Here is a 13606-nt window from a genome sequence, read left to right on the forward strand (position 1 = left end):
CAACGCCGGCGCATGCGGCGCCCGCTCAACCTGCGCCTCAATCAACGACTGGATGCTGGTTTGCAGCGGGTATTCGGTGGCCGTGGCGTTCCAGCTTTCGACGATGGTCTGGCGCTCAATTGCGTTGAGCATCGGCAGGTCGGCAACCCGCGTATCCGGCGCCGCCACGATGCCTTCCAGCAAGTTCAACCAATGCTCGCCCATGCGGGCGATGGTCGCTGCATCGAACAGGTCGGTAGCGTAGGTAAAAGCGGCAGACAGCCCCTCAACCGCCTCGAAGGTGTCCAGTGTCAGGTCGAACTGCGCCGTCTGTTTCTCCCAGCTCAGCGGCTCGACACGCAGCGCCGAGGCCGCCCCGGTGGCCACGGCACGGCCGGCATTCTGATGGTTGAACAACACCTGGAACAGCGGGCTATGGCTCAGGCTGCGCTCAGGCTGCAAGGCCTCGACCAGTTGTTCGAACGGCAGGTCCTGATGCGCCTGGGCTTGCAGCGCCGTGTGCTTGACCTGTTGCAGCATCGCGCGAAAGGTCAGCGCTTCACTGAACGTGGCCTTGAGAATCTGGGTGTTGACGAAGAAGCCGATCAACCGCTCGGTTTCTGCACGGTTGCGGTTGGCAATCGGCACGCCGACGCGTACATCATCCTGGCCACTGTAGCGGTGCAGCAGCACCTGGTAGGAAGCCAGCAACAGCATAAATGGTGTAACGCCCTCGCGCTGCGCCAGGCTTTTCAACGCCTGGCTCAGTGCTGGCGGCAGTGCCAGGGCATGCCGCGCACCGCGAAAGCTTTGCTCGGCCGGGCGCGGATGATCTGTGGGCAGAGCCAACACGCTTTGCTCGCCCGCCAGTTGCGCGGTCCAGTAGGCCAATTGACGCTCGCGTTCGCCGTTCTCCATCCACTGGCGTTGCCACAGGGCGTAATCGGGATACTGCACAGGCAAGGCCGGCAGCTCGCACTCGTCGCCCTGGCTGAAAGCGCCGTAGCACTGCACCAGCTCCTCGACCATGACCTGCATCGAAGCGCCGTCGGTAACGATGTGGTGCAAGGTCACCAGCAGCACATGCTCGTCGTCCGCCAGGGTCAGCAGGTCGATGCGCATCAGCGGCCCGTGCTGCAAGTCGAACAGCGCCGCGCTGCGTTCGGCAACGAACGCACGAATCCACGCCTCACGCTGATCGACCGAGACCCCCGCGGCGATCTGGTGCCGCGTCAGCTGTGGCGTTACCTCGGGCAGGACCTGTTGCAGCGTGCGCTCGCCGCTATCGACAAACACCGTGCGCAGGCTTTCATGCCGCGCGACCACGGCCTGGAAGCTGCGCTGCAGCGCGGCGATATCCAGCGCACCGCGCAGGTGCAAGGCGGTGGGGATATGGTAGGCCGCGCTGTGCGGGTCCAGTTGCCAGAGGAACCACTGGCGCTCCTGGGCATAGGACAGCAGCAGTGGCTCATCCGCCTGGCGCTTGAACACGGGGACTACCGCAAACAAGTTGATGCCTTTTTGCTTTAGCAGAACCGCCAAGGCCTTGCGCTGGTTCTGCGACAGCCCACCCACCGACTCGATCAACTCTTGCACCCCAAAACCCTCACTCGGAAATTAGCTTCTCCAGTTCAACGCTTGATAAACGTTTAAGGGCCTCCAAAGATTTAGCCAATTCTTCATCCAGTGACGACACGCCCTGGCGCAGGGCCTGAACACGCTGGGCAAAGCTGGCCAGATCATCGCTTTCGAACAGCTCCTTGAGCGGTATTTCCGTGCGTAACTGGTTGCGCACCCGCACCATGACCTGGGTGGCCAGCAACGAGTGCCCGCCCAGGTCGAAGAAGTTGTCGTCCAACCCAACCTGCTGCACCTCAAGCACCGCACGCCAGATGTCCGCCAGCTGTTGCTCCAGTTCGCTCTGCGGTGCCCGGAAGGCTTTGCGCACCTGGGCCTGATCAACCGATGGCAGGGCCTTGCGGTCGAGCTTGCCGTTGGGCGTCAGCGGGAAGCGTTCGAGCAGCAACAGGTGCGACGGCACCATGAACTCCGGCAAGGTCTCGCGCAGCCAGGCACGCAGCTGGTCGCGTTGCTGCAGTTGCTGCGTGGTCTGTGCACTCAGCCAATGACTGTCGTCCGGCACCAGGTAGGCCACCAGTTGCTGCCCACCAGGGCCGTCCTGGGCCAGCACGGCCGCTTCGCGAACCTGCGGATGGTCGAGCAGGCGCGCCTCGATCTCCCCCAGTTCGATACGGAAACCGCGAATCTTCACCTGATGATCAATTCGCCCGATGTACTCGATCACCCCGTCTTCGCGATAGCGCGCCAGGTCGCCAGTGCGGTACAGGCGCTCACCGTTGTCGGCGAACGGGTTGGGCACGAAGCGTTCGGCAGTCAGCGAAGGTCGGCACAGGTACCCCCTTGCCAGACCGCTACCCCCAATCAGCAGCTCGCCCGCCACCCCGATCGGGTTGGGCTCAAGTTCAGTGTCCAGCAGATGCAGTTGGGTATTGTCGATGGGGCGACCCAGCCAGGGCTTCGGTGCATCCCGGGTGATTGGCTGCACGGCTGACCAGATGGTGGTCTCGGTCGGCCCATAGAGGTTCCATACCTGGGTGTCCAGGGCCAGCATGCGCTGGGCCAGCTCGTCCGGCAGCGCCTCGCCGCCACACAACACGCGGCGCCCACGCAGCACGGCGGCGTTCTCGTGGTCGAGCAACATGCGCCAGGTAGACGGCGTGGCTTGCAGCGCACTGACCGCAGCCTGCTCGATCAACGTCAGGGCCAATTGCGGGTCCTGGGTGGTGGCTTTTTCAGCCAGCACCACGGTTGCCCCGACCATCAACGGCACGTAGATCTCCAGCCCGAAGATATCGAAGGAGAAGGTGGTCAGCGAAAGCACCCGGTCATCGCGCCCGATACCGGGGCAGGCTGCCATGCTGGCCGCGAAGTTGACCAGCGCTGCATGCGGGATCATCACCCCCTTTGGCTTGCCGGTAGATCCGGAGGTGTAGATCACATAGGCCAGGTTGTCGGCCAGCACGGTCACCTGCGGGCGGCTGGTGCAATACGCGGCAAACGCCGACTCGGCATTGTCCAGCAGCAAGGCCTGGACCTGCGAAGGCACCGGCAGCGTTGCCAACAGATGCGCCTGGGTGAGCAGCAGGCTGATGCCGCTGTCCTCGAACATGTAGGCCAGGCGGTCTTCGGGATAGGCCGGGTCCAGCGGAATATACGCACCGCCCGCCTTGAGCACGGCCAGCAAGCCGACAATCATTTCCAGGCTGCGCTCCACGGCAATGCCGACCAGCACGTCCGCACCGACACCCCGTTCGATCAGCGCATGAGCCAGTTGGTTGGCACGCCGGTCCAGCTCGGCGTAGCTCAAGGATTGCCCGGCAAATGTCAGGGCAACGTGCTGCGGCGACCGGGCCACCTGCTGCTCAAAGCGTTGCGCGATGTTCAGGCTCAGGTCGTGCGCTACCTGGGTACTGTTCCAGGCGTGCAGGACCTGCTGGCGCTCCTGGCTAGCGAGCAATTGCAACTCGCCGAGCATGCACCCGGCGTGGCTTGGCAGGCTGCACAGCAGGTGCTCCAGGTGCGCGCCGAGGCGCTCGATGGCGGCCGCAGCAAACTGCGCGTGGGCAAAACTGAAGTGCAGTGACAGCGTTTCACCCAGCCCGACCGCCAGCGCCAACGGGTAGTTGGTCTGTTCGTGGTTGGCGATCTCGCCAAACCGCAGGTCCTTGGGCGCCTGCTGCTCCAGGGCTTCGGAAACCGGGTAGTTCTCGAAGATCAGGATGTTGTCGAACAACGCCGCCCCGCCCTGCCCAGCCCAGCGCTGGATCTCGAACAACGGTGTGTGCTCGTGTTCGCGCAGTGCCAGGTTGCAGGCCTGTACCTGTTGCAGCCACGCCTCGACCGGTTGCCGCGCCTCGGGCCGGGCAATCACCGGCAGGGTATTGATGAACAGGCCGATCTGTTGCTCGACCCCGAGCAGTTCCGCCGGACGACCTGCCACGGTGGCGCCAAAGCACACACTGGCCTTGCCGGTATAGCGTTGCAGGATCAGCAGCCAGGCTGCTTGCACCAGGGTATTGAGGGTGACTTTCTGCTGCCGGGCGAACTCGCCCAGCAAGCGGGTCTTGTCGGTATCGAGCACTTGGTAATGGTTGCCATATCCCTCGCCGCCCTGCGGTCGAACTAGCGCATCGGCCAAGCGGGTAGGCTCGTCCAGAGTGTGCAACTGAGCCTCCCAGAACGCCTGATCGGCCGCAGCATCCTGGGCTTGCAGCCACTCGATGTAATCCCGGTAGCGTCCAGCACTACCCACCGCCCCTTCGCCGCGATAATGCTGGAGCACTTCACCGAGCAGCCGCGAGCTGCTCCAGCCGTCCATCAAAATGTGGTGGTGGGTGTAGATCAGGTGATAGCGCTGCTCGCTGGTACGCCCCAGCACCAGGCGCAGCAGCGGCGCCTGGCCCAGCACGAAGCCTTGCGCCAGTTGCGCGGCAGCCAGCTCATCGAGGGCTTGCTGCGGGTTGCTGGCGCCGCGCAGGTCATGCACCACGAAGGGCAGCTCGACGTGTTTGAACACCACTTGCAGCGGCTGCTCCAACGCACCGTCCCAGACAAAGCCGGTACGCAGGATCGCGTGCGCGTGCACGCAACGCTCCCAGGCCTGGCGGAATCGCTGCGGATCAAGCCCGTCGATGTCCAGGCGCATCTGGTTGATATAGTCGCCACCCTCTTCGGCATACAGGGTATGGAACAACATGCCCTGCTGCATGGGTGACAACGGGTAGAGATCGTCGAGATTTGCCAGCGGCAACTCCAGGCTGTCCAGTTGCGCCTGGTCAAGCGAGGCCAGCGGGAAGTCCGATGGCGTGACACCACCAGCGCCTTCGCTCAGGCAATGCGCGATCAGGCTGGTCAGCTCACGCTGGTAAGCCGCTGCCAGGGCCTCGATCGCCTCCTCGTCGAAGACTTCGCTGCTGTAGCTCCAGCTCAGGCGTAAACGCCCGTCATAGACCTGGCCGGTAACCGTCAACCAGTTGCCCATCGGCGCCTGTTGGCTCTGCTCGGCACCAGCAGCCTCACGGGCCGGGGTGAACAGGGCGGCCTGCTCATCGGCAAAACTGCTGTCGAACTGGCCCAGGTAATTGAAGGTGATACGCGGGCTGGGCAGCGCCGCGAGCGCTTCGCGCGCCGCAGGTTCGCCCAGATAGCGCAGCACCCCGAAGCCGATGCCCTTGTGCGGCGCGGCGCGCAACTGCTCCTTGATTGCCTTGAGCGAACCGCCAAGATCATTGGTCGGGCGCAGCCAGACCGGGTACTTGCTGGTGAACCAGCCCAGCGTGCGGGTCAGGTCGATATGTTCGAACAGCTCCTCACGGCCATGCCCTTCCAACTGCACCAGTGCACCGAGTTGCCCACTCCAGGGCCCGACCACTCGCGCCAATGCCGTTAGCAGCAGATCGTTGACCTGGGTGCGGTAGGCGGCCGGGGCCTGCTGCAGCAATTGCCGGGTCAGTTGCGGGTCGAGCTGCACGTTGACGCTGCGGGCATGGCAGTTCTGCTGCGCACCCTCAGGGTTGCGGCACGGCAGCTCGGCACGCGCGCCATCCAGCTGGGTGCGCCAGAATTCCAGCTCGCGGTTCAGCGCCGGGCTGGCGGCATAGGCATGCAGTTGCTCGGCCCACTGCTGCACCGAACTGGTCCTGGCCGGCAGCACCACCGCAGTACCCACCTGAAGCTGCTGATAGGCCTGCTGCAAGTCTTCGAACAGGATCCGCCAGGAAACACCGTCCACCACCAGGTGGTGGATCACCAGCAACAGACGTTGCTCGCCGTCCGGCAAGGTCGCCAGCACCGCGCGCAGCAGCTGGCCCTGCTCGATGTTCAAGCTGCGCTGGGCGTCTTCACCTACGGCCAGCAGCGCCTGCGCATCGGCTACCTCGACCTGCCAGAGGATCGGCGCCAAGGCCCAGGCCTGCTGCAGGGCCGAGTACTCGATAAAATCGGCGCCTTGCGCAGTGAAGCGCAGCCGCAGGGCGTCATGTTGCTGCACCAGCGCCTGCAACGCCTGCTCTACCCGTGCGCCCAGCAAGGCTTCAGCGGGTGTCAGCAATACCGACTGGTTCCAGTGGTCCTGCTGCGTCATGGCGTTGTCAAAGAATGCCTGCTGAATTGGCAGCAGGCGCGCAGCACCCGTCACTGCGCCAGTGTCACCGGCATTGCCGGCCTCACGCTGTGCGACACGCGCCAACGCTTGCACGTTCTGGTGCTGGAACAACGCTTTGGGAGTGAAACGAATACCCGCCTGACGCGCCCGGCTGACCACCTGGATGGAAATGATCGAATCACCACCCAGTTCGAAGAAGTTGTCGTTGCGCCCTACCCGCTCGACCTTGAGCACAGCCTGCCAGATCGCGGCAATCGCCTGCTCCATCTCGCCTTGCGGCGCCTGCCAGCTATCACTGTTCGTCGCGCGTTCAGGCGCAGGCAAGCGCTTGCGGTCCAGCTTGCCATTGGCGTTGAGGGGCAGTTGCTCAAGCAGCACCAGGTGCGCCGGCACCATGTAGTCCGGCAGCTCGGCCCTGAGCCCGGCCAGCAGTGCCTGACGCAGGCTGTTCTGATCGGCAGTGCTCAGCGCGTGCCCATCAACCACCGCGTAGGCCACCAGTTGTCGGCCGGTGTCGGTCTCGCGGGCCAGCACCAGTGCTTCACCCACGCCCGGCAACTCACGCAGCGCCGCCGCGACTTCGCCCGGCTCGACGCGGAACCCGCGGATCTTCACCTGATCGTCAATCCGCCCCCGATATTCCAGGCCACGATTGCCCAGGCGTAGCCGATCACCACTGCGGTACAGGCGGCTGCCAGCGCCAGCCAACGGGTTTGGCACAAAGCGTTCGGCGGTCAGCCCGGGCTGCCCCAGATAGCCCTGGGCCAGCCCGGCGCCGCCGATGTACAGCTCGCCTGCCACCCCTTGCGCCACCGGCTGCAATTCACCGTCGAGCAGGTGCAGTTGGCTGTTGGCCAGGGCCTGACCAAGCAACGCGGTGCCGCGCTCACTCATGTGCATCGGGCCAGCGGCGACGCCCACCGTGGTCTCGGTGGGCCCATAGTGGTTGAACACCTGGGTTTGCGGGGCGAGCCGCGCGATGTCGTCCAGCAGGCCGGACGCGCACGCCTCCCCCCCGAGGATCAGGCAGTGGCGCGGCAGTACACGCTGAGGCTGTGCAACCTTGAGCAGGGCCTCCAGGTGCGACGGGACGATCTTCAAGGCGTCGATCTGCTCGGCCTGCATATAGTCGGCGAAGCCTTGCGCATCCATTACCCGTTCGGCATCCAGCAAGTGCAAGGTGCGCCCGGCGCACAGCGCACCGAACAGCATGGTGTAGCCCAGGTCTGCAGCCACGGTGGAGACCATGGCCAGGTTGTTCGCCTCAGCCAGCGGGATGCGCGCAAGCAGGCCGTCGACATAATTGGCCAGCGCGCCGTGGCTGACCACCACGCCTTTCGGGCGACCCGTGGAGCCGGAGGTATACACCACATACGCAGGGCTCTGCGCCAAGGGTGCAATACCGCGTAGCCGTTCACCCGGATCGCCCTCAGCAACGCCAATCGGCAAGACCGCCAGCGCCTGATCCAGCCCTTCAGGCAACCGGCCATCGCTGAGCAGCAGGGCCACGCCACTGTCGTCCAGCAACTGGCGCTGACGTTCGGCCGGTGTCGTCACATCCAGCGCCAGGTAGGCAGCGCCCGCCTTGAGCACCGCGAGTACGGCAACCAGCCAGTCCACCGAGCGTTCGCTGGCAATCCCCACCCGGCAGTTGCCGTCGATGCCGCGCGCGACCAGTCGATTGGCCAGCACATTGGCCCGACGCTCCAATTCGGCGTAGCTCAACGCCTGGCCGCCAGCGACCACAGCCAAGCGCTGGGGGTCGCGTTCGGCATTCGCCTCGAAGCGCTCCACTACCGACAGCGCAACCGCCTCGGGCAGCCCTTGGCCATCACACAGCGCACGGCCACTGGCCTGCTCGGCAGCATCGGCCAGTACGTATTCGCCCACGGCCAACTGCGGGTTGTCCACCACGGCGTGCAGCAGGTTCAACCAATGCCCGGCCATACGCTCGACCGTCGCCGCGCTGAACAGATCGCAGGCGTAGATCAGCGAAGCGCTGAAGCCATGTGGATGCTCCAGGGTTTCCAGGGTCAGGTCGAACTTGCTCGAATGACTCTGGCAGACCAGGTTCTCGATCTCCACGCCCAGCCCCTGGGTAGACACCGCTCGCGGCGCCTCGCTGCGGTGGTTGTGCAGCACTTGGAACAGCGCGCCATGGCTGAGGTTGCGCTCCGGCTGCAGGGCTTCGACCAGTTGTTCGAAAGGCAGGTCCTGGTGCGCTTGTGCACCTGCGGTTGCCTCCCGGGCCTGGCGCAGCAGATCAGCAAACGGCTGGCGCGCATCAACTTCGGCCTTGAGCACCTGGGTGTTGATGAAGAAGCCGATCAGGCCGGCGGTCTCGGCGCGATGACGGTTGGCAATGGGCACCCCGACGCGAATATCCGACTGGCCGCTGTAGCGATGCAGCAAGGCCTGGAACGACGCCAGCAGCACCATGAACGGTGTGCAGTTCTCGCGCTGTGCCAAGCGCTTGAGGGCCTGGCCCAGTTCAGCCGGCAGTTCCAGGTCCAGGCGGGCCCCACGGTAGCTTTGCTGGGCCGGCCGGGCAAAGTCGGTTGGCAGTTCCAGCAGCACCTGCTCGCCACCCAACTGGCGGGTCCAGTAGGCCAGCTGGCGATCACGCTCACCCGCCTCCATCCAGCGCCGCTGCCACACGCTGTAGTCGCCGTACTGGATCGGCAATGCCGGCAACTGCACCGACTGCCCACGGCTGAAGCCGGCGTACAGCTGGACCAGCTCGTCGACCATCACGCCCATCGACCAGCCATCGGAGATGATGTGGTGCTGCACCATCACCAGCACATGCTCGTCCTCGCCCAGGCTGAGCAAGGTCACGCGCATCAGGGGCGAGTGTTGCAAGTCGAACAGGCGCCGGGCCTGGGCATCGATATAGCCTGCAAGGCGAGCCTCACGCTGCTGCGGGTCGGCAATCGGTGCCCACTGCTCACGCTCGATCACCAGTTCGGCCTGCTCGGCCACGATCTGGAGCAGTTGCTCGCCATCCTGCTCGAAGGTGGTACGCAGGGTCTGATGGCGCGCCACCAACTGGTTGAAACTGCGTTGCAGGGCTTCGACGTCCAGCGCGCCGCGCAAGCGCAATGCCGCCGGGATATGGTAGGCCGGGCTGTCCGGCTCCAGTTGCCAGAGGAACCATTGGCGCTGTTGCGCATACGAGGTTTCCAGACGCGACTGGCCCTCGCAACTCACCGGGATCGGCAACTGCGCGAGGCTCATGCCCTTGCCGGCGAGTTTGTCCAGGAAGGCCTTGCGCTGCTCCAGCGGCAGCTTGATGAAACGCTGAACCAGCGCGGCATTGTCGATACCAGCCATCTCAGTTGGCCTCCAGTTCAGCAAGAAAGTCGTACATATCGCTCAGGTCTTCTTCCAGCGTGTCGCTCACGCAACCCGCCACGCTTTGTGCGTAGTCGCCCAGGGCCGCAGCCTTGAACAGGAGGTCGAGGGGAATATTGCCGCCCAGACGTTGTTGCAGCAGCGAGGTGGCCTGGGTCGCCAACAGCGAATGCCCACCCAGCTCGAAGAAATTGTCACCAAGGCCCACCTGGTCCAGTTGCAGCACCTGCTGCCAGACCTCGGCGACCTGCCGTTGCAGGTCGGTTTCCGGGGCCAGGTAGTCGTTTTGCAGGGCGCCCATGTCTGGCGCCGGCAAGGCCTTGCGGTCAACCTTGCCATTGGGCGTCAGCGGCCATTGGGCAAGGAACAGCAGGTGACTGGGCACCATGTAGCCCGGCAGGGCTTGCTTGAGCGCGGCCTTGATCGAGGCACGGCAGCGCATCAGGCCATCGCGATCGTCCAGGCCCGGCCCACCGCTGGCCAAGGTGAGATAGGCCACCAGTTGCGCACCGAGGGTGCTGTCACGTACCAGTACCACCGCTTCACGGACCTCGGGCAGGTCTTGCAGGCGTGCTTCGATTTCACCCAGTTCGATACGGAAACCTCGCACCTTGACCTGATGGTCTATGCGCCCCAGGTAGTCGACGATGCCGTCGGCACGCTGGCGTACCAGGTCACCGGTGCGGTACAGCCGCGCGCCAGCGGCGCCGAATGGATCGGGTACGAAGCGCTCGGCCGTCAGCGACGGCCGGCGCAGGTAACCACGGGCCACGCCACTGCCGCCCAGATACAGCTCGCCCACCAGGCCGACCGGCAACAACGCCAGGCCGCTGTCGAGCACCTGCGCGCTGCGTTCGCCAATCCGCGTGCCTATGGGGGCGTAGGCTGCCTGGCAGCTGTCTGCCTGCGCGGCCTTCCAGATCAATGGGGTGACCACGGTTTCAGTCGGGCCGTAGCCATTGATGATGTATTGCGGGCGCAGCGCACGCTTGGCCAGTTCGAAGCTGGCATTGGGCACCGCATCGCCACCGAAGCAGTAGACCCGCACTGCCGGCGGGTTGCCGTCACGTTCAGCATGCTCGGCCAGCTGTTGCAGGTACGCCGGCGGGAACGCGGCGACCGTCACGGCAAAGTCGCGCAGGGTTTCGTAGGTCTGCTCCGGGCTCCACAGGCGTTCGTCACGCAGCAGCAGGCGCCCCCCATGGGTCAGCGCGGTGAGCCAGCGTTCATGGGCCCCGTCGAAGGCAAAGGACATGAAATGCAGCTCGCAATCGGCCGCGGTCATTTCGTAGCGCTCACCGATCGCCTTGCAGTGCATGGCCAGCGGCCCGTGCTCGACCGTGACGCCCTTGGGCTGGCCGGTGGAGCCGGAGGTGTAGATGACATAGGCCAGGTGACGCGGGTCGACAACCACCTGCGGCGCCGGTACATCCACGGCGTCCAGGTTGATCTGGTCGAGGGCCAGCACCGCCAGCCCAGGCGGCACCGGCAACGCCTGACACAGCACCGAGGTGCTGATCAGCAAGGCGATGGCCGAATCCTCGATCAGGTAGGCCAGGCGTTCGCGAGGATACTGCGGGTCGAGCGGCACATAGGCCGCACCGGCCTTGTGGATCGCCAGCAGGCCGACAATCATCTCGACCGAGCGTGGCAGCGCGATACCCACCAGGGTCTCGGGAACGATGCCACGGGCGACCAGTTGCGCCGCCAGAACGTTGGCCTGGGCGTCGAGCTGGGCGAAGCTCAGCTGACGACCGTCGCACTGCACGGCGATGGCTTGCGGGGTTGTCCGCGCCCAGTCGGCAATACGCTGGTGAACCGGTTGCAGGTCATGCCACTGAGCCGCCATCGGCTGCCAGCGCTGCACCAACTGTGCACGTTCCTGCTCGGCGAGCATCGGCAAATCACCCAGGCTTTGCTGCGGGTTGGCGACCAATGCGTGCAGCAGGTTCAGCCAGTGGGCGGCCATGCGTTCGATGGTTGCCGCCTCGAACAGGTCGGTGGCGTAGGTCAGCGCCGCGCTCAGGCCTTGCGCGGTCTCATAGGTGTCAAGCGTCAGGTCGAACTGGGCAGTGCCGCCCTGCCAGGCCAGCTCCTCGATCTGCAAGCCGGCCAGGCGCTGCCCGAGTGCCTGGCGTGGATCATGGCTGCGGTGATTGAACATCACCTGGAACAGTGGGGTATGGCTGAGGCTGCGTTCCGGTTGCAGGGCGTCGACCAGCTGTTCGAATGGCAGGTCCTGGTGGTCCTGGGCCTCAAGCGCCGTGCGCCGAACCTGTTGCAGCAAGTCGCTGAACGGCAGTTGGGCATCGAGCTCGGCCTTGAGTACCTGGGTGTTGACGAAGAAGCCGATCAGGCGCTCGGTTTCCAGCTGGTTGCGGTTGGCGATAGGGACGCCGACACGAATCTGCGCTTGCCCGCTGTAGCGGTGCAGGAGGGTCTGGAACGACGCCAGCAACAGCATGAACGGCGTGGCGCCCGCCTGCTGCGCCAGGCGCTTGAGTGCGCTGGCCAGGGCGTCCGGTACCTGGATATCCAGGCGTGCGCCACGGTAGCTCTGCACCGCCGGGCGTGGCAGGTCGGTGGGCAACTCCAGCACCGCTTGATCTCCACCTAACTGCTCGACCCAATACTGCAATTGGCGCTCGCGCTCCCCGGCCTGCATCCATTGCCGCTGCCACTGGGCATAGTCGGCGTACTGCACTGGCAAAGCTGCCAGGATTGGTGCGCGGCGCTCGCTGGCGGCGGCATAGAGTTCGACCAGTTCCTCAGCCAGCACCTGCATCGACCAGGCATCGGAAACGATGTGGTGCATGGTCAGCAACAGCACGTGTTGCTCATCGCCCAGGCTCAGCAGCTTGACCCGCAACAACGGGCCTTGCTGCATATCGAACAGCGTGCGGACCTCCTGCTCCAGGCTGATGCGCAAGGTAGCTTCGTCACTTACCTGCACCTGCTCGATACGCACGGGGGCCGGCGGGTTGATCCACTGCCGGGCGTGTTCGGCCTCTACCCGCAAGGTGGTACGCAGCGACTCATGGCGGCGGACCAAGGTGTCGAAGCACTGTTGCAGAATCGCCGTATCCAGTTGCCCACGCAGACGCAGGGCCATGGGGATGTGGTAGGCGGCGCTGGTCGGGTCCAGTTGCCAAAGGAACCATTGGCGTTCCTGGGCATAGGACAAGGCCAGCGGCTGGCTACGCTCAACGCGCGTCATCGGTGGTCGCTGCCGGGCCGGCCGGGTTGCCAGCGACTGAACGAACTCACCCAGCGTCGCGACTTCGAACACCTCTTTGAGCGGTACCGCCACGTCCAGCGCCTGACGAATGCGCGAGGTCATCTGGGTGGCCAGAAGAGAATGACCACCCAATTCAAAGAAGTTGTCTGCCAGGCCAACGCGCTCAACCTTGAGCACGTCTTGCCAGATGGCAGCGATCTGCTGTTCCAGGGCACTTTGCGGGGCGACGTAAACGGCCTGCTGCTGGCTGGCGTCCGGCTTGGGCAGCAACTTGCGCTCAAGCTTGCCGTTCGGGCTCAGCGGGAATTCAGCGAGGAACACCCACTGCGCCGGGACCATGTAGTCCGGCAGGGTGTCTTTCAGGCGGGTCTTGATGCCTTCGCGCAGCTCGCTTTCATCAGCGTTGGCCTCGGTTGCCACGACATAGCCTACTAGCTGCTGGCCGCTGGCACCCGGCAAGGCCAAGACCACGGCTTCGCGGACGGCGTCCTGCTCCATCAGGCGGGCTTCGATTTCACCCAGCTCGATACGCAGGCCACGGATTTTTACCTGGTGGTCGATGCGTCCGGCGTATTCGATCACCCCATCAGCGCGATAGCGGGCCAAGTCGCCCGTGCGGTACAGGCGCTCGCCCTTGCCGAATGGGCTGGTCATGAAGCGCTCAGCAGTCAGACCCGGGCGGCGGTGATAACCACGCGCCAGCCCTTCTCCGCCCAGGTACAGCTCGCCAATCACGCCCACCGGTACCGGGTTCAACTCTGAATCGAGAATGAACGTCGACAGGTTGGCAATCGGTTGACCAATGGGCACGCCATCGCGGCCTTCGTCGCGACAGGTCCAGTGGGTCACGT

3 protein-coding genes are annotated in these 13606 nt (G+C 64.8%); all 3 read right to left on the reverse strand.

All coding sequences use genetic code 11. The annotated features are described in order from the left end of the window. Positions 1-1575, reverse strand: a 1575-nt coding sequence (locus M5G11_RS15085; protein ID WP_273909261.1) for a condensation domain-containing protein, incomplete at its 3' end; no start/stop codon positions are given. 10 nt (positions 1576-1585) lie between these two features. After that, on the reverse strand, positions 1586-9496 hold the full coding sequence (locus tag M5G11_RS15090; RefSeq protein ID WP_273909260.1) for a non-ribosomal peptide synthetase: 7911 nt from the start codon (positions 9494-9496) through the stop codon (positions 1586-1588). Position 9497: 1 nt separating this feature from the next. Continuing rightward, positions 9498-13606, reverse strand: a 4109-nt coding sequence (locus M5G11_RS15095) for an amino acid adenylation domain-containing protein (protein ID WP_273925305.1), incomplete at its 5' end; no start/stop codon positions are given.

The sequence above is a fragment of the Pseudomonas fontis genome, assembly GCF_028656955.1.
In the GTDB taxonomy this organism is placed as follows: Bacteria; Pseudomonadota; Gammaproteobacteria; order Pseudomonadales; family Pseudomonadaceae; genus Aquipseudomonas; species Aquipseudomonas fontis.